Raw genomic sequence first — 18616 nt, 5'->3', positions numbered from 1 at the left:
TCAAGTCAGCCATCGACCTGCAAGATCCCTGCGCAAACGAAGTACCGGTCGGCGAGTACCTTTTCTTTTTCGCGGATACGCTCCCGGCGTGTGTTTATACGGGCCAAGAGTTTGTCAATCTTCCCTTGCGTCATATTGGCGAGGGAAGGCCGGCCCGCGTCGATATGTGTTTGCAGCGTGTTGTGTAATTTGGGTAGGCGGCGATCGAGGTAGCGGTCTATCGAGTCGAGTTGAAAGTGCGCACGGTCTGAATTCTCATTCCTCTTCCGCTCCAAGGCTATGCGATAGCGTCCATCGAGCAAGGTCTCCGCCTCCTCGAGGCGGGTTCGAACAAGACAGGGGGCTACTGCCTGGTCTGCACCTAGCCAGTCGCAGCCATTCACGCGAGCGAGCTGTACTAGCTGATCGGCAGCGTCTTCATCAAGCACATCCCCGTCTTGTAGCCGCAAAGCGGCGACGGCCAGAACTTCCTCTTCCCGTACACCGGAGAATGCCCAAGAGCGTACGTAGAAGACATAGGTGCCGTTCGGCAAATAGCTCTGTTGTTCGCTACCACCAAGACGCAGTGCAATCAAAGGGTAAAAGTGTTCGTTGCGCGCCTTAAGGTCTCGACTTATAAAACGAATCAGAGGGTGAAATTGATGAATTATCTCCTCACCCCTGCGCGATATTTCGCTTACCCTGTTGAGAAAGCGGCAGATTCTCACTCCGCCCGCACCCAGCAGTGTCTTACCTATCAATCCTTCCGCTCTGAGGAAATCATCCAGCCTTGCTGCCAGCTCTCCTGGAAGTTGGATGCTGATTAGACGGCTATCATCAGTTTCTTGGGCAAAGCGATGTCCAGGCCAGTATTTGTTGAGATAGTCTTTAATATAAATGTAGAGATCAGTTTCCGTGACTCGACGCGCAAGTTCGTGAGCAGCCTCGATTCGTTCCATAACCCGCTGACCGTGGGCCATCATGTGTGCGGCGTTACTCTCCAGTTCCTCGCGACGCAGACGCAGATTTTCGAGCGCCTGTGCTGCTCGCTCGATTTCCGCGTCTTCTTCCACTTGAGTCAGCTGGCGGCTCAATAGCGAAGATTCCAGCTTGCGAATCTGATCACCCACCACTGCCTCGGCCTCCCCCAAGGCTTCCTCGAAGATGCGCAAACGGTCTAGAAGCCTGGAAACTATTCTCTGATCGATCGTGTCCTTGAAGTAGAGGTTCCAGATGTGGACTATATCTGCCTGCTGCCCAAGCCGATCGATGCGACCGATACGCTGCTCGATGCGGGCAGGGTTCCAAGGCAGGTCATAATTCACTAAAACCCTGCAAAATTGGAGGTCCACACCTTCAGCGGCTACCTCGGTCGAAACAAGGATTCGAAGAGTCTTGCTCCGTCGGAACTCGTCGATTACTTCCTGCTTATTTTGGGCTTGATTACCCCAGAGTAACCTGGACGAGAATCCCTCGTGGAGCAGACGCTCAACTAGATATCGGGCTGTGGCGCGGAAAGTGGTGAAGAGCACAATCTTTTCCTGTGGGTGGTTCCTCAGGAAGTCGCCTGCTACTTTTAGAAGGCGGGCGAACTTGGTGTCTTCACGCCGAAGAGCCGCCAGATCCACCGATCTAGGTATGGTTGCACGCAGCAACTCACGTAAGGGGAGCGGTGACTGGTCCACTTCTTCAAGTTCAAGTTCGTCCTCGTACTCATCCTCCAGATCCTCTATTAACTCCTCAGCACTATTCCCTCCCATAAGCCAGGCCTCGGCGACAGCAGCAGGACAGGAAGTCACCTGTCTCTGGGGACTGGCTAGGAGGAAACCGTCGCTGATACCCCGTCTCCAGGCGAACTCTCGTGTTGTCTCGGTAACAGCTAAATAGAGCTCGCGCTCCACCGGGCTCATTTCCACCTCCTCTCTGCGTACATCGCGGGTTACGCGGCGCTCCTGCACGTCGCGCTTGCGTGTCCTTACAATCACATGTGAGAGCAGATTCATGCGCTCAAGCGTATCCGCTAGCTCAGCCCTATAACCTTTTGTTGCCAGCCGTTCGTCCGTGGGCGGGTCACGAAGTACTGCCGCAAGTTGTAATGAGTTCATCAGAAGTTGTTCGGTGGCAGCGGCCTGCAAATGGGACATTATCTGCTTGCTGTTCGATTGATAGTTGAGCACCGCATCCCGTGCCGCAACCAGCGGCTTGTTTGATTCAATTAGCCGAGTGAAGTCCTGCTCCGAACTGAAATGGTCAGGATCAAGTAGTCGCAATAGGTTGAATAAATCTTGATTCTGGAGGCTGATCGGTGTGGCTGAGAGCATCGCTTGGTAGTCAGACACCCCGCGAAGCAATTCACCCAAGTTCCACGTGGCGCTTTCACTATTGCGCATGTAATGCGCTTCGTCGAAGACCACCATGTCAATAAGCGGCTCCTCTTCTGCGTTCTCATACAAAAAATCTGCCAACTGCCAGCGCGCGCTGGGGTTTTTCGGTTTGGTTTTTCCATCTGGCCTCCATGCACGCGATGCACGCGCAGCTTGGTAGCTGATGATCCAGGCTTTGCCTTCACCAATTTGATGGCGGGGCTGCCTCATAGCATCAAGCAGGTCCTCTGCTTTCACGATCTGGGCATCCACGCCGAATCGATTGCGCAGCTCATCTCGCCATTTTTCCCGCAACATTGCGGGGCAGACCACCAGCAATCGGCGCATGTCAAAACGGGCTCTAAGCTCCGTCCAAATCAGACCAGCTTCTATGGTCTTACCCAGGCCTACTTCGTCGGCAATGAGCAAACCGTTGATAGGAGATTCGAGTAGTGTGAGTAACGGCCGATACTGGTGGGGGTAGAATTCTGTATTGGTGATACCCATGGCATAAACCAGATTTGCCAGCCGTCCAGAAAGGTGCACGTAGGTCAGGTTGCAGCGTAGATCCGCCGCACGTCCATACCGCCCCTTGTCCACCAGCGAGAATGGGTCCTGCGAGTCGAGATTATCAAGAGGCTCGATCTCTTCCTCATGCACGAAGTCAACACCGCCATCGGACCACCGGACCTGAACGTAAAGCCCTGAAGGCTTCTTACGAGGCGGGGTGTTCGTCACCACACCCTGCCGACCGGGATTATCGATGCTACTCACAGCAATGCCAGCTTCAAAGCTCATGCAACCTCCACTATTACGCCTCTCTGTATGGATGGCCTTTCACTTGCGGGCTTTGTGGGTTCTGCTACGTCAAAAGTTGACGACATGCATTAACTATTAACGTACGGCCAGCGATATCTATCTGTTTTACTTTTACGACCACGTAGCCTCACTTGACCAATTCCATCTGATGGTCAAAGCCCGGTTGGAGATATTTAAGCCGTACCCTGACTCGGTACACCTTACTAGGGCGCATCTAAACTTACCAATCAGGCCAATCGGTGCATCACTCTTGTTATGCACTTACATAAAGACAATCAGCAAGTGTGATTTACCATTGACCCAGGCAGTTACACTGCCACTACAAGAGTGGTAGTCTTTGATAAGGCCAAGATCACAGCAATGCCATCACCGAGTGACAAGTATTACAATCCACCCCGCCTTTGGCTTTTGCCTTCTATTTCAGCCTCCCTGACTAAAGAATATTATGCAACAACAGCAAGTGATACTTTATGCCAGTTTTACACCCCCTACCCAAACCAATATTCACAGAAATAAAAACCAATAAAAACAATTAAATACAACTTAAAGCATAGATAACCTCATCATTACTTTCTCGGTAGAGAGTAGTGCAAGATTCCATAGAATGCAAAGGACCACCCTGGCCATTACAGGTTGACCTAAGTGTTTGTTTTCCTAGTAGGTACGCCCAAGGGACTATGAACTCAGAAAAGATGGCCTATCCAATGAAAAACCATTTTTATCAAGGTTTTAGCGATATTTATTCTCATATTTCGGCAGTGTTCTCGGTAGGAGCTGACACTTTTAGGCACTCTCAATTGGTAAACGCTTGTAGATCGTGCAACAGCAGGTCCCAGCAGCCGGCGTAGCTCGAGACCACAGCACAAAAAGCGATGCAAGACCGTTGTGAGGACATGCGAAAAGCTGATCGGCGATAAGCGCCTTGCCAGTGAGCGTGATGCCACCGTGGTCATTTACAACCTGTTCGGTGATCCCCAGCTGGGGCATTTCCATCGACTGGGCATGTACAACCTGGGCGAGCTGAAAACACTTCTAGATCGTCGCGCCAGCTGGCACACTGCAGATCAGACACGGTACGCTGAGATCATCGGCACACTACAGACCGTGGTGAAGAACTACGGAATAGAGATACCTCGACACTGGCTATAGAAACTAAGCTGTAGCGCAAGCTGAGTCGCCGCATACCTCACCCGGTCATGAGCCGTAACCTCAAGCTCGGAAAATATCTACCTTCGTCTCCAGACACTTACGAAGGCTCAGATCGTTCGCTCCAATCTCGAACCACCCCCCAGGCTTTTGGTAAAAATCGAGCCCACGACCGATCTTGATGACCCAGCCGTTGTCGAGACGGATCTCACGGTCATGGATGTTAGGGTTGAGTTTCACCTCCAGCTCGGCATCCAACTCCAACAGACTCTGCTTGAGTTCTTCGAGCTTTTCGGCGATCTCGGCCAACTGCGTCTTGTCGTCATAGCCCGTGATCAGACTGATCTTCTTCACAGTGCCGGCCTTTAGCACCGTCTCACAAAAGCGAACGAAGTTCTGAATCTGGTGGTGCAGCCGAATGTATGGGTCCTCAATGACAACCGTTTTCGCACCTCGGAGATACGGCCCTATGATCGACTCATAGCTGTAGCCGGTGTCCCCGTACAGGATTGTAAAGTGCTGCTCCTTGAGTTCCTCCAAGGTGACAGATTCGAACACCGCATGAGTCGGAGTAATCGATTGCGGCGCCGATGAACGCGCCACTTCGACGGTCTGTGCAGGTTGCGCTACGGACTGTACTTCGACAACCGCACCATGCTGCTCGTTGGTTTTACTCAGCCTACGACGAGCCGGCTGTTGCGTCGCCAATGCATCCTTAGACTCCGGGCAGAAGACGACGATTTCCTCGCCGCTCGATTTGAAGTAGGACAGGTTAATGCGTGCAAACTCGTCATCCGGTTTACGCTTGTTCATCTGCTCCTTGACGCGGCGGCGGCACTCGGTCGCATAGGCCACGTACTCTTCGAATTCGTCGTCGGTCGGAGGCCCATTCGGATGGAGAATCTTTAAGAAGGCACAGACGGTTTTCTTGATGCCTTTTTCGTCGCGTCCCTCAATCGACTTGCCAAGACGAATACGCTTGCCGACCTCCTCATACCGGTTCGTGTGCTTGAACTGGTAATGGAAGGCCTCAGCTAAGTAGTCGGTGATGAATCCGTAGCGGCTGGTCAGGAACTCGCTGCTATTTTTTGGCATCTCCCAACCTGGAATATAGGCAGCAAAACGATCCATCACAGCGAGGTCAAACTCGGGCGGAAGTGGCTGGAACAAATCGTGTTTGTCGGAGTTAACCACTTGCTGCACCGAGACATCGATGTTGCCAACGAAGCTCAAACTGGCATCGGCAATGATCTCGGCACCTCGCGAAAAGCGGCCGTTGGCCATGAAGTCCTTCATGATCTGGATCGTGTCCGGATCACGCACTTTGATCCCACCCACTTCGTCGAATGCAACGGTGTCCCAATACCCAACTAGGCCCACCTTGCGGCGTGCGTTGTTGTAGAAAAGCGTAGACTTGGTCGCCTGGCCGCCAGAGATCAACGTGGCGTAAGGCGAAAATTCACTAAAAAAGTAAGACTTACCAGTACCACGCGGACCCAATTCGATGTAGTTGTAATTCGGCTCCACCAAGACTGCCAGCCGGGCAATGAAATGCATCTGCACCCGCTTCGACAGCTTGCTTGGCTCCAACCCGACCGACCGCAGAACAGCCGCAATCCACTCGTCCCGCGTGAAAGCCGCGCGGCCTTCGGTGTAGCGTTCGAAGTCGAAGCGCGAGAGTTGGATCGGCCGCAAATTTTCGATAGAAAACGCGTAGTCGTCTTCCTCAATGTCGTTGTGAGCCAGGGTCACCTCGGCCCAAATGCCACCTTCAAGCAATCGATCGTTGTCGCGGTAGAACTTCTCGCCGATCGCAATCCGCTGCGAGTTGAAGTTTTCCAGCGATGCCCAGTGACGCTTCTCTTTCTCGACATAGCGCACGTGAACCTTGTCGATGAACCGGTGTTTGCCCTGAGTGGCAACCTTGGACTGAGCGGCGTTGGCTTCATCGGGGCGAACGTAGTTCTCCTGCAAGGACGACAGCACTGCCTCCATACCGGCATCCATCTCCGCCTGATCATTACTGGCGCAATACTTAGCGAGCAGAAACTCCAAGACGAACGTAGGTACGTTGGTGCCTTTCTTGATCCGATGCAGCAAGTCCTTGCGCAGCACTTTCCCGTCGAAAGTCGCGTTTAGCTTTTGGTCGAGTTCGTCCATAGGGCTCATTCCGTATAGTCGGTTTCAATCGCAAGAGCGTTGTATGCCGCAAGCGTAGTCGGATTCAGCGCCTTGACAGAGAACTTGCCCCTGAACTCGTCATCCATGCGCAATGCAATTTGCTTGCGCTGGCCTGGCATCAAAGTCACGGTTCGGGTGGCAGGATTCACATCGCCGCCCGGGCGTGGTTCACCGACAACGTTGCCCTTGCTGTCCTGCGCTTCCAGCAGGATCTCGACGCTCATATATTGCAAAAACATATCGTCGGCGACCAATATGACCTCGATGACCGGCAGCCTTGTAGTAATTCGCTTTGCGCCGTTCTTGTAGGTCAGTTCCACCACCACTTTGCGAAGCTCCGTATGGCCTGCGGTATCCAGACGCGCAACTAGCACCGGCACAACGGCCTCGGCGAGGGATGCCCCGCCGTGAAAATACAGATGCCCTGAGCGATAGGGCGCCATGCTGCGAGGCAAGGCTACTTGGGAGAAATCACCACGAATGCCGACCCGCTCCGAGCTGACGACCAGGCTGTGACTATCGGTGGATCCGTCACCCAGCATCATGCGGTCATGCGCATTCACCGGCCACTTGCCCTGGGGTTTGACGCAGACATCCCCAGCCTCCGCTTGCGCATTGAGGAAGAAACCGTGGTCGGTCACGATGACCGCTTCTTTGAATCCCATGCCACGAAGCTTGTGCAGCGCGACGCGGATCAGCTTGAGCGTACCGGGGATCAGACCCAGCGTCGTCTCGGGGTTGCTTTCCAGCTGACTGTCGATCTCCGTGGAACGCAGCACCAGCAGATCGACGGTCTCCGCAATATTCGGTTTGCCACGCACGAAATCGTTGAGCAACATTTCAGAGAAGCGATCTCCGTAACGCTTGGCCAGCACGTTCATGCGCTGCGGGACGTTGCCCACCGGTGCGCCCGCCAGCTTGGGCAGGAGTGATTCGTTTTCCAGCGACAAGCTCAATCCCGTGCGTGCGCCAGGCAACAAGCTCGCCATGCCCACTAGGGTGATTGTCGGCAGCTGCGCGTAGGCCGCCTGCAGTTCGACCGGGCCGTCTTCTGCCAGCATTTTTTCAAGCGCTACGCCCAACTCGTACCGCAGGGCGTCTACCATCAAGTAGGCCACCTTGCGTCCGCTTTCCTTGAGGCGATCCGCCACCAGACGATCAAAGGCATCGGCATTGGCCAGGCGCCCGGTAGGCGGCCAACCAGCGGTCTCGACATGCTTAACAAATACGCCCTGGACCTTTTCGGCCAGGCGCCGATAGCGGGCCCGCGCTTGATTAATCACTTCGTGCATCAAACCGTGTTGGTCGAGGAAGTCGCCAGCAGCTTGCTCAAACTCGCGCTGCAGGCGATCTGCTTCGCGCAGGCTGCCCAGGTAGAAATCGATCAGCTCCGCCTGAGAGCGGGCATGGTCTGGCAACTGACGCTCAAGGTCTTCGCAGGCCTCGACCAAACTAAGGCCAGAACGCACCAACTCCCACTGCGCCTGGCTCTCACCCTTGCCGAGCCAAACTGAACTCTTGTAGCGGGTCAGCACACAACGTGTGGCATCTGTATCACCCGTCACAATGCCCTTGATCGCCGTGCGCAGAAAGGTCCGCTCCTCGAAGGGGAAGGTGTCACGCTCACCGAGGTTTTCAATCGCCCCACACAGTTCTACCAGATTGAGTTCTGCTTCGATGGCCTCCGCACGCTCGATATAAATCGCGCGCGACCTCGGGTCGCTGCGCAGCCGATCGCACACATCCTCCACGATAGGCCTGGCCTCAATAGGCGCATGTGGTACCCCCTTCAGGGTTTCTGGCAGCGCCACCGGCAAATCAAAAACGAACTCACTGAACAGCACATAGCGCCACAGCTCATCCGCCAGGGCGGCCCAGGTCTTGCTGCGCGTCTTAATGCTCATCCCCAAGGTAGCGCGGAGGAAGTCGCGCGCCTCTTGCACCCAGCCTTCCTGGATCTTCAGCGCTTCTATTTGGGAAACACTCGGCGCCAGTAGAGCCGCCAGAATCTCCCTGCCAGATTCCACCCGCAAGGTTGCTCGCAACTGGGGCCAGCTCACGCCGCCCCCGATGGCATCGATAACCGCAAAGCTCGGCTCCGCAGGTGACCCGGCAAACACCTGGCGGATCTCGGTGGCATGGTCGGGCCGGGCACGCAAGCACAGGCTCAGGTACTCGTCACCATCATCCTGCGGAAACACTGCGCCACATTCGACGTACAGCGCGAAGGGGTCTGCCTGCTTTTGCTCATCAGTCTCTGGCCGCCGGAAAGGCACATAGATCAACACCCCTTCCAATGGCGCCTTGGGTTGCCCCACATCACGCAGCGCCAGCATTGCCGCCTCGCGGCTTTCAATGCTGCTGTCTGAGGTATCCACCACCCGCACCTTGTCAGCTGCCAGGTCGAAACACTGCTCGCGGTAGCGCTTATCAACGTCATACACCACCAGGGCACCGGCTTGTTTTAAGCGCGGACGCAGCACGCTCTCGCGGATAAATTCTGCAATACTCATTCATCACCCCCGCCCTTCTTTTTGCCGCGCGCCTTTCTCGGTTTGGCCTCGGGCTCGACGTACAGATCCTCCAAGCCGTGCGCGATGGCCAGGGACTTGTCGGTCTTGCACTTCTCACGCACCTGCTCAGGCCGGTAGTTCATGGCCAGGTGCGCCCAGTCGTAGTCGCCTTCTTTCAGCTTGGCCCAGGTGTCCTTGAGCACTTTCTGCCAAGGCTTGTGGCGGAATAGCGGCCACAGCGGTGTGGCGCTGATCTGCACCCCGTCGTCGTGATTGGGCTGGTAGGTGGGTGCGAGCTTGAGCAGGGTGTCGCGCAGCTCGATCAGCTCCAGCTCGAAAGCTTGCAGGGCCTCGAACTGCTTTTCGTTGTCACGTGTGCGGGCAGAACCCTTGTTGCGCAGCGCGGTCACGTCAGCGCCGACTTGTTTCAGCTTCGGCTCGACGAAGTCGTTGATGGCGGTATAAAGCGTTTGGCTGGTGAGGCTGGGGTAATAGACCCACAGCGTGTAGCTGCAAGAAGTCGTGGTCAGCGGCCAGTAAATGGGCGCTTTGCGGCGGCTCTTGGAGTAGCGCTGCAGATGAAAGGCGAAGAAATCACGCTGCAGCCAGCGGCGGGCGTCATCTGGTACCGTCACTTCAACGCGAGCGAGCACCGCCTCGACCAGGCGCGCAAGGTCGTGCGGATGCCCTTGGTCGTCCACCAGGATGCCCACGTAGGCATGGAACGGCGTGGCACCGTCCGGCAACATGCCGGGGCTCTTAGCGGGCAGCGGTTCGAACGGATCAGGCTCGGGCGGGGCTTGGCGCTCGCCGGTGGCTAGGCGCCAGTCGAACCGACCAAAGGCCACCCCAACGGCCCAGGACAGCAGCGCATCCGACGCAGGGGTTTCTGCCTCGCTGTCTTCATCCTCATCGTCATCCGTGTCAGCGCCTGCCCCATTCTCCACCGCACCACCACCACCACCACCACCACCACCACCACCACCACCACCCACGATGGCCTGACGATCCGACTCGGCAAGTCCGTAAAGGTCGAAGGCGATGGCGTCGATCTGGGCCTGGATGCTCGTCAATTCAACTTCTAGCGATGGCGCGTCGTAGTCCCCGATATGCGCCCGTAAGGCACTAGGGAGCAGGAATGCTTGGGATCGCTCATCAACGGACGCCAGGCGTCGCCTACAGAACCACCCTAGGTAGCCCAGTTCAGCCAATCTCATTCGCGACAACTCATCTAACTCAGGAACAGGGATACCTCCGATCAGCCCGATTTCATACTGAACACCACCAACCTTGCCGGCAAAAATACGAATTAGGTAGTCGAAGGCGCTGCTATTGAATAGAGCAAGCCAACTCATCAGGTCAGCGCCTGGAACGAAGGCCATCTTCCCAGCGACACTAAAAATGCAGCCCGCTGGCACAAGCTGCGATGAAAAGCGTATGCCTCGAAGTGGCCAAGTCAGACCAGGCTTTAGGTAGTTGCATTCACGATGAAGTATCCAGTTCGCGCTCTCCCCGAGATATGGATACTTTTTCAATAGAGCGGCCTCAAGCTCTTTCGCGTCGTGTTCCCAAAGCACGACCATATAAATATCGGAATAGAAGCTCGAGCGCTTCCCGCCTTTAGCAAACGGCACCCATCGATCATGGGGGTCATCGTGCTCCCAGCATGTCCGCAGGAATCTAAAATCGTCCTTAGTCGACGCGCCATGCTGCGTAACCCTACCCTGGCTTTCAAAGCGCTGCAGTCGTTTGAAAGTGCACCGGATGGCTTCGCTTACCCAGTATGCAAAAGGACTTCCTGGCACCGCATAGAAAGACTCCGGAGACACATCGAAAAGTCGTGTGTCAGCTTCACCACTGCGCCAGCGGGCGCAAGTGGTTGCGAGCGCCTCCGCCTTGTTTTCTTCCGACAACAATCTCAGAAATTGACTCATGCCTGTTTCTCCAGAACGTAGGCGGCGGCTTCCACCATGGCGTCATCCATCACGCCGTGCCCCAGGTCAGCCATGACCTCCGGCTTGGCAATACCCAAGACAATTTGTTCACGCCACTTCTGAAAACTGGAGAGGAAAAAGCAAGTGCGCGAGGTTATTGCACCAATACGCCCACCGCTGCGCAGCAATTCCAGCCCACGCTCCACCATGATGGCCAGTAGATCGTTCTTACTGCGCGGATATGCTTTGGCTAGCTGATCTTTTGTGCCTGAGGCCAAAGCACCAAAAGGCGGGTTCATCACCACAACATCGAACACCTCGCGACATAGGTCGATCAATCGCAGGCCCTGCAGAGCATCCTGAGCAAACAAACGGCCTTGATATGTGGACTGCCCTGCCTGGGCAAACTCAGTGAGCGCCACGCGTAACCGTGCCTCGGCCTGCAGCCAGTTTTCTTGCTCCTGCTGCGCAAACAGGCCGGTACCGTTGCCGACATAAACCTGGCGAATCAAATGTGGCAACTCCCGTTCGACCTGAAGCAGCACGCCAAGCTCGGGGAGCCCCTTGAGCAGTTGCAGGGTCTTCTCGAACAGCTCGGCATCGCGCTGATCCAGGCTAGCGGCAAACTGCTGGCGCAATTCGCGCTCAGCCGGCGGCGCAGTGGCGGCGACCACATGTCCATGCCCGATCAGTGGGCGATCTTTAGCCTTGACCCCTGCATCGTGCCATGCGCGCTGCGCTCGCAGCCACAGCGCCAGTGAGGCGATCTGCGCGGCGCGCGGATCAATGTCGACACCATAGATGTTGTGCTCGATGATCAGGCGCGGCACATCGCGCAGAAATGCCGTATCGTCGGCGTAGGTCTGGCTTAGCGGCTTGAGTGCCGCCTTGGGCTGAGTCGACACATCAAGCGAACCAAGGCCGTGTTGTTGTTCCCAGGCCCAGGCTTCGCGATAAATCTCGGCAAACAGGTCGAATGCGTACAGGCCGAAGTGCATGGAGCCACAGGCCGGGTCCAGCAACTTCAAGGTACGCGGATCGCGCAGCTTGGTGGTGGCCTGAGGCGCTTCGTTGGGTTTGACCAGCAGATATTGGCACCGCTCATGCAAAGATGTTTGCCCACCGGTGGCGTTGAACCACAGGCGGCCCAGAGTGTTGTCCACCAGAAGCTCGACCACATAGCGCGGCGTAAAGAACTGGTTGCGCACCGCCAGTTCGCGGCTGTTGCGCGGCGCCTGCGAGGCATCGCGCATCGCCTTGCGCTCTTCTTTGGAGTTGAAATACTGGTAGATCCAGCCGATCGTTTCATCCTCGCTCCACAGAGGGGCGATGTCGGCATTGTTGATAAGATTGAGTACTTGCAGCAGCGCTGCTTCGCGCGGGAACAAACGGCCCTGCGGTGAGAAGCGGTCGAAAAGACCGGGCAAGTCTTGGCTCAGCTCATCGAACACACTGAACAAATAGGTGCGGTAGGCATCGCCAGTTTCACCCAATCCTGTGCTAGCAAGGCGAGCGTAGAGTTGAAAGCCTTTGGCCTGGAAACCATTGCCCACCGACTCGACCAACAACCCGCGTGCCTCCGCCATGCGTAATGCTGCCAAGCGGTTGAGCACCGTAAACGCCTGCTCACGAACGATCCGGTCCAACCCCTGCTTGGCATCCATGTCGCCACCAGCACAGTAATGCGCCAGGGTGTCGCGCAAGATGCGCGCGGATTCGCGCTGGGCATCATTGATATGGCGCAGGTTGGCCAGATCCGTAACGCTGCCCGCATTTGGGTCCATGCCGTAGTCGTTCTGGAGTTGACGGGTGAACTCCTCTTCCAACACGCGGCGCGCGTCGTTAACGAAGCGCTGCAAGCGGTTTCTTGTAGCTTGGTCGAAGGCCATGCTTATTTTTCGCCCCCGTCGCCCAGGGAGAACGTCACTTCGATCTCTGCATAGAGGCCGAGCTGTGCCTTGATCTCGTGGAGCTGCTGGATCAGCGCGTCGATGTCTGCGGCCGATGTCATCTTCACAGGTACGGAGATCGACTTGGAGAGTTTGGCCGGGCCTTTTTCACCGGTCTTGGCACGCTCCTCCTCTATACGCTGGCGCAGGCGTTCCTGACCCTGGCTCTGGATGGAGCGTTTGAGTTCTTTGAGGGTGCTGTTGATGTCGTAGTCACGGGCCAGGAGCTTTTTGAGTCCAGCTAGGTCCTGCGTGGCTGCTAGGGCGAGCCCGTCCAGCCGGTTCACGGCGTTGCCGCGCTCCTCTTGGGTGAGTTCTTCCCACTCAGGGATGCGCTGCAGGTCCTCTACACCTTCCTTCAAACGCTGTTTTTGCTGCTCAGATAGAGTGATGACCGCATCACGCACACGGCCCTTCAGGCGGGTGAGCTGCGAATTGAAGCCCGCGGTGTGCTTGTAGAAGTCCTCTTTGCCCAGGCGCTCTAACAGAGTGCCCAGGTCTTCGCTAAGTTCGCGACGCAGCTCTCCCGGCACGCCGGTGTCGGGCAGAGCCTCGATGTCGCGGCGATGGGCTTGAAGATCCCACAAGGTAACGTCGAGCCCGTTGTCGAGCACGCGTTTGACCTCAATCGCCCACTTGAGGTTGTCGTAAATGGCGGAGGTTTCGGCCCCCAGACGCTGAGGGGCGTCTGAGGCATCGGTAAATAGGACATCGGCAATGTCCTGGTTCAAAGTGCGGATGCGGTCGCTTCCCGCCAGCCCGAGGCCAGTGAGCTTCTCGGCCAAGGAACCGTAGTCGTGCTGGAAGCGCGGGAAGTGCTTGGCCGACACCTTGCTGATCTCCTGCTCCAGCGGAATGACCATGTCGCCGACCAGTTCAGTCAGCCGCTCCGCCGCCCGACCGAGCGTTTCAATGGAGGGGCGCTCGTCGCGCAGCGTGACGCCAATCTGCTTGAAGGAGTTGTTGGTCTTCAGAGCATCGATCGCCTGCTGGCCTGCGGCCGTGACTTCTCGCCCTGAGACTTTGAGCTTGATTTCACCGGCCATCAGCATGACGGCCACGATGTAGCGCGTCGTATCTGGCGACCAGCCGAACGGGTCGCTACTGAAATCGTCGAGCAGGCGCTTGCCATCGACTGTGCCACGCTTGTCAATGTAGTCGCGGATGCTGGTCATCGCCTTGTGATCAGTCTTGAATGAGGCGCGTCCTGCAACTATTTGCACCAAGCCGAGTAGGTCAAGACTGCTGCCGATGGCGGCGGGATTAGCGACTTTCAGGAATTTCTCGGCGGTGTCGGTGCCGGCGCGCACCGGGGCTTCGACATAGCGGTCGAACACCTGGTCAGCCACATCGGAGAGCAACTTCTTGGCTGCTTCCAGCAGATCGGCATTCAGTGCCGATACCGCCGTGGCCTGGCCACGAAAAACAAATGAGCCGGCCTGCAGGGTTTGCTTGATCTTGCTCTGGAGTTGAGTCGCAAGCTTGGCGGCCCGATCGAGTTGGCCGGTGCAGTAGTCCTTGACCTCCTGGTCCGGCTGATTGCGGTGCAATTCGGCGATGCGCTGGCAGCGATAGATTTCGTTGGCCAGATCGTCGAGCTCGGGGTTAGACCGGGCCAACAGCCCAATGATGTTGCGCCCCGAGCGGCTGCGGGAGTCGTCTAGCATGCGGTTTTTAGCGGTCTCGTAGTCGCTGGCAGATACCTGTTCCACGAGGGTTTGGATGGTGCTCTGATCTCCCGCCAGACTGATGATGGCGCTGCCGGCCTGGATCTTCAATCCAGTGGTGACAGCCATCGTGCCGTGGAGACTGACGCGCGGCAGCGGGTCGAAGGATTCGCGCAGCGCATCGTTGAAGATGCGCTTCACATCCACGGTCCTCAGCGCAATGGCGCCACGCTCCTGTTCGATGTCCCGCAGCTTTTCGCTGAGGAAGACGAGGCTGCCATCTTTCTCACCAAGCGGCACGTGCATGTCACCCAACATTTCTTCTACAGCTTTGCGCACTGTGTCGAGCTGCGAGGGCGCAGAGACAGATGAGTGCATCAGGCTAGCAACGTTTTGCACCGACACCGGCAAGTTGCCGAGAATCTGCAACACGGCTACGGACTTGGCGATGTCCTGATGTAGCTGCAAATCGGGAAAGCGAATCTGGACCTTGCCAACCGCCTGATGAATGGAGGTGAAGGCTCGGCGGATATCCTTCTCCAGCTCGTCGTACAGAGTGACGGTGGTGGCCAGCCATCCCAAAGGCTGATCGGCCATCGCCTTGGAGCCGCCTTCGCCTTTGAGGACGTCTTGGATCACCTTGATCGCCGAGCGTAGGCCAATGCCACCGGTGGACTTGGCCAGTGCGCCCAGCAGGTGCAGCAGGATGTCAAAATGAGCTGGTAGGAACGGGTAGAGATTGGTGAAGCTCTCCTTGCTGAAATCGGCGTCGTAATACTTGGCGTCCTGCAGCCTTGAGTTGTGCCGCAGCGCCTGGCCGTGGGCGTCGAACAGCTTGCCCAGCTCAGCCTCCCCGGCCGGTGATTTGCCGAGCAGACGGCGATAGCAAATCTCTTTGATGTCGCTCGATTCCAAGTCAATCTGAATCGGGAAGCGATCCTTGAGCTTGTAGAGCTTGTCCGAGTTCAGCGCTGCGCGCGGGTCATCTTCAGTAAGCGTCTGCTGCGCAGTGGAGATGATCCAAGCCTTGCCGTCGCCCAGCCGTTTAAGGTTCTTGGCCAGGCCATCAAGGTTGAGGATCAGGTTGTCGCGCGAAGCAACGTACTGGCCAACTTCGTCGACGATGAAGATGATGTTCTGCTTGCCGCTTTTCTCGCGGACGATGTCGATCATCTCCTGCACGCGTTGGTCTTCGAACTGGAAGAAGCCCTCGGTGCTGGACGAGAAAGACTTGGCTTCCGGGAAGAGTGTCGAGTACATCTCGTGGGCGATCTTCGGGATCAGCCCGTCGATGGCAAGCGGGTTGTTTTGAACCCGAGCCCAGATCGCACCAGGCAGCGCCTGGGCGATACGCTCATGCAGCTCGTGGGTTCGGCCATCCTTCTCGACCATGCGCTCGAAGGCTGCAACTTTGAGGTTTCGTGAGTAGCCAGCCCACTGGAGCACCTTGAAGTAGAGGACGGTGGAAACATCTTCCATCGTGGCGCCGGCGAGCATTTCGCTGGCGAGGTCCAGCATGACCACTGCTGCCGGGAACCGTTGTGCAACGGTGCTCAGTAAGGCCTTGGTCTGCGGCTTGTGCAGGCGATCCTGTAGGTACTTAATGAACGGTGTGCCGTCGATGGTGCGCTGAGCATCAAACGCCAAGCCTAGATACTTAGTGAACGAGCTCTTACCTGAACCGTAGAAGCCAGAGACCCAAACACCGACCTCATTCTCCCCGCCCGACTCCATCGCCAACTGCATGCTATCGAGGAGCTTTCGGAATTGCTCCTCAATGCTCTCCGTGACTACGTACTCGGAGATTTCAGCCTTGAGGCGGCCTTCTTGTGAGGCGCCATAGGTGATGACCTTCTCGATGGTCCGGGAGATATCCTTGCTTGGATCGAAGAGTGATCGGATGGTCATAGATTCGTCCCTGGGTTCTTTTATTTGTTCAGCCGCCGACGTGGACTGATCGGTAATTGCCGTCTTCTGGATAGAAGCCGAGAAACTTCAAGCGCGTCTTGCCGGTTCGCACGCCTGGGTACAGAAAAATCGTCGGCACGTGAAACTTGCCTTGGAGCTGGCTTTCGATGGCACCAATGCGCAGAAACGGGTGGAGCGCTTCAAGGTCGGTCACCAAAAGCAGCGCGTTCTGCTGGCCTTCGAGTGGCTGCAGGGCATCTTCCAGACGTTTCAGTAGGCCGTTGTCCGCCGTCAGAATGTCCGCCAACGCCTTATTGGTGCGCTGCCAATCCAGCGGAGCGGACTTGTCTTCCATCACGCACAACGACCAGAACGGGTCGTCTTTGAGCAAGGCCCAGGCCTGTTCTGCAATGGAGAATGTGTGCACATCCCACCCTTCCTGATGGAGCTTCGCCACCCAGGCGGGCGTCTGCCGTTTCACCTCAAGGATTTGTTCGGGGGAAAAGACGAGGAAGTAGATCGGTTCAAAACTCGCATGACCGAGTTCACGCCCCTGCCGGATGCGCTCACGCAGCTCGTCGAAATCAGCTTTGAGTGAGGACATCGCAAAGCGCCTCCATGTCTTGTTGTTTCCAGCTGATCCGGATCACATCGCCAGCCGCTTGGACTATGAGCAACCCTTTCAGCGAGAGCCGTTTGATTTCTTCCAGCACGTCTTCACGTGCCAAGCCAAACAGCTGCCAGTCTTCGTGTGTCAGCAGAGCGTTATCACCAACACCGGAAAAATGCAGCTCGTAGGCGAGATAAGCGGCCACGATTGGTGAGATGCGGAACGGCAGGATGCGCCGGCTTGAACGCAATCCGCGTTCGAGCATTCCGCAGTCGGCGCAGCACCCAGTCAGATAGCCGGAGACACGCCGCACTGTTGTTTCAGACCAGCGTTTGATGGTCTTGCCATCATCTATGCCACGCTCGACAAAACTGCGAGCGTCGTCATTAGTGAGCTGCGTGTATCCGCCAGCATACCGCCCCCAATAAACGTGGCGCACGAAGTCGCCAAGGATCGGGTTGGCTCGACTCGTAAATACAAACATGAGCTGCGTCAGGTCTGCCCTAGAGATCGTTGCGGAAAGGCGCTTGAGGTATATGGCTGTCGCCCCTCCTGCCACTAGATAGCGCGGAGCGAAACATTCAACGACAATGTTGCGAAGCCGGCGTGCAGTGACGGTCGGGAATCGACCGGATTCCAGCGCGACCTGCTGCAACTGGTTCGCCGACATACCGGGCGACCACAGATCGAGCAGCGTCTTGGTCTCACTGACGAGACCAAGTCCTGCTTGCAACTGGGTCGTGTAGGGCTTGTTATCGGTCACAGCTACCCCACCAAATATGGATAGGCTTTGACGTTCTGAGTGAACGCAGATAGATAGGTAGCGGCGATGACCTTCAGGGTGTCGGTGGAATCGAGATCATTAATGCTCCCGACCGCCATTGGCCCCACGCTGGACACATCGCTCGTCGCGGCCAAGCGTTTCAACGCATCCAGTGCAGCTTCTTTGCTTTGAGGGACCTGACTGGCGATTTCTTCGCCCACGATGCTTTGCACGATCGCATGTAAATCCTGCTCAACCTCTTCCGGCACCCGAAACAGGTGGTAGCTGCCTACGCTCAAATGCTCGTCATGCAATCGTCTGGCTGCTTCCAGCACACCGTGGTACTGGGCGAGGCGAGATGTTTTCGAGAAGACGGGCTCCAGGAAGATCCGACTTGATGCCTCATAGAAAGCGGTTGGCCACCAAGCACACTGAGCGCGCTCGCCAAGGAAGCCAACGAGCAGTCTCATTTGCAGCAATGTTGGTAGGTAGGATTCTTTCATTTCTCATAGTCCATCTGCTGTACTGACGCATCCGATGCGGGTGAGTAAAGTCGACAAATCTAATCCGCGCTCACCGATCAAAGAGGGAGAACGGTCAAGCTTGACCTTATCTGTACAGATCCATTAGGGCGCTATGCCCGCAGCCAACCAGAAAAGTTTTTTGAGTTGGTGTGAGTTAGCAGCGGATTTGGCACCGACCAGGACCTTGCAAGAGATTCCGAGCTGACCGCTAGAAGCCGCGGCCGACGGATCTTTCGTGGGTTCAGCGGCACTCAATCGGT

The 18616-nt window shown here is 56.5% G+C and carries 10 protein-coding genes; 1 reads left to right on the top strand and 9 read right to left on the bottom strand.

All coding sequences use genetic code 11. The features are described from left to right. Nucleotides 1-5: 5 nt before the first annotated feature. Nucleotides 6-3140 (bottom strand): SNF2-related protein, encoded by a 3135-nt coding sequence (locus AB7M22_RS07090; RefSeq protein ID WP_454185689.1) that lies wholly within the window; start codon nucleotides 3138-3140, stop codon nucleotides 6-8. A gap of 906 nt (nucleotides 3141-4046) precedes the next feature. Here AB7M22_RS07090 and AB7M22_RS07085 point away from each other — a divergent pair. Continuing rightward, complete coding sequence (locus AB7M22_RS07085; RefSeq protein ID WP_454185688.1) at nucleotides 4047-4310, top strand: hypothetical protein; 264 nt, start codon at nucleotides 4047-4049, stop codon at nucleotides 4308-4310. A 60-nt stretch (nucleotides 4311-4370) separates the two neighbouring features. Here AB7M22_RS07085 and brxL read toward each other — a convergent pair whose 3' ends face one another. Genes brxL through AB7M22_RS07045 form a run of 8 tightly spaced genes read right to left on the bottom strand, consistent with a single transcriptional unit; the run spans nucleotide 4371 to nucleotide 18335 of the window. Next, nucleotides 4371-6467: a BREX system Lon protease-like protein BrxL gene (gene brxL, locus AB7M22_RS07080; RefSeq protein WP_454185687.1), complete on the bottom strand. Its 2097-nt coding sequence runs from the start codon at nucleotides 6465-6467 to the stop codon at nucleotides 4371-4373. A gap of 5 nt (nucleotides 6468-6472) precedes the next feature. Next, entirely contained in the window at nucleotides 6473-9001 is a 2529-nt protein-coding gene (locus AB7M22_RS07075; RefSeq protein WP_454185686.1) for a PglZ domain-containing protein, read from the bottom strand. Then, complete coding sequence (locus AB7M22_RS07070) at nucleotides 8998-10935, bottom strand: hypothetical protein (protein ID WP_454185685.1); 1938 nt, start codon at nucleotides 10933-10935, stop codon at nucleotides 8998-9000. The genes AB7M22_RS07075 and AB7M22_RS07070 overlap by 4 nt, the downstream gene beginning before the upstream one ends. Further along, entirely contained in the window at nucleotides 10932-12824 is a 1893-nt protein-coding gene (locus AB7M22_RS07065) for an Eco57I restriction-modification methylase domain-containing protein (RefSeq protein WP_454185684.1), read from the bottom strand. Before AB7M22_RS07065 ends, AB7M22_RS07070 begins: the two co-directional genes overlap by 4 nt. Nucleotides 12825-12826: 2 nt before the next feature. Next, complete coding sequence (brxC, locus tag AB7M22_RS07060; RefSeq protein ID WP_454185683.1) at nucleotides 12827-16459, bottom strand: BREX system P-loop protein BrxC; 3633 nt, start codon at nucleotides 16457-16459, stop codon at nucleotides 12827-12829. Between the two features lie 28 nt (nucleotides 16460-16487). Next, nucleotides 16488-17063, bottom strand: a complete 576-nt coding sequence (locus AB7M22_RS07055) for a BREX protein BrxB domain-containing protein (RefSeq protein WP_454185682.1) — start codon at nucleotides 17061-17063, stop codon at nucleotides 16488-16490. Beyond that, complete coding sequence (locus AB7M22_RS07050; RefSeq protein ID WP_454185681.1) at nucleotides 17044-17832, bottom strand: DUF1819 family protein; 789 nt, start codon at nucleotides 17830-17832, stop codon at nucleotides 17044-17046. Before AB7M22_RS07050 ends, AB7M22_RS07055 begins: the two co-directional genes overlap by 20 nt. Before the next feature lie 2 nt (nucleotides 17833-17834). Further along, nucleotides 17835-18335: a BrxE family protein gene (locus AB7M22_RS07045; RefSeq protein ID WP_454185680.1), complete on the bottom strand. Its 501-nt coding sequence runs from the start codon at nucleotides 18333-18335 to the stop codon at nucleotides 17835-17837. Nucleotides 18336-18616 lie beyond the last annotated feature (281 nt).

It is taken from the genome of Pseudomonas sp. ADAK2 TE3594 (assembly GCF_053628675.1).
This window is presented reverse-complemented; position numbering and strand designations above follow the sequence as displayed.

Excerpts from the sequence above, each read along its gene's own strand:
- AB7M22_RS07090 (WP_454185689.1), bottom strand. The coding sequence starts at position 3,140 with ATGAGCTTTGAAGCTGGCATTGCTGTGAGTAGCATCGATAATCCCGGT.
- brxL (WP_454185687.1), bottom strand. The coding sequence starts at position 6,467 with ATGGACGAACTCGACCAAAAGCTAAACGCGACTTTCGACGGGAAAGTG.
- AB7M22_RS07075 (WP_454185686.1), bottom strand. The coding sequence starts at position 9,001 with ATGAGTATTGCAGAATTTATCCGCGAGAGCGTGCTGCGTCCGCGCTTA.
- AB7M22_RS07070 (WP_454185685.1), bottom strand. The coding sequence starts at position 10,935 with ATGAGTCAATTTCTGAGATTGTTGTCGGAAGAAAACAAGGCGGAGGCG.
- AB7M22_RS07065 (WP_454185684.1), bottom strand. The coding sequence starts at position 12,824 with ATGGCCTTCGACCAAGCTACAAGAAACCGCTTGCAGCGCTTCGTTAAC.
- brxC (WP_454185683.1), bottom strand. The coding sequence starts at position 16,459 with ATGACCATCCGATCACTCTTCGATCCAAGCAAGGATATCTCCCGGACC.
- AB7M22_RS07055 (WP_454185682.1), bottom strand. The coding sequence starts at position 17,063 with ATGTCCTCACTCAAAGCTGATTTCGACGAGCTGCGTGAGCGCATCCGG.
- AB7M22_RS07045 (WP_454185680.1), bottom strand. The coding sequence starts at position 18,335 with ATGAAAGAATCCTACCTACCAACATTGCTGCAAATGAGACTGCTCGTT.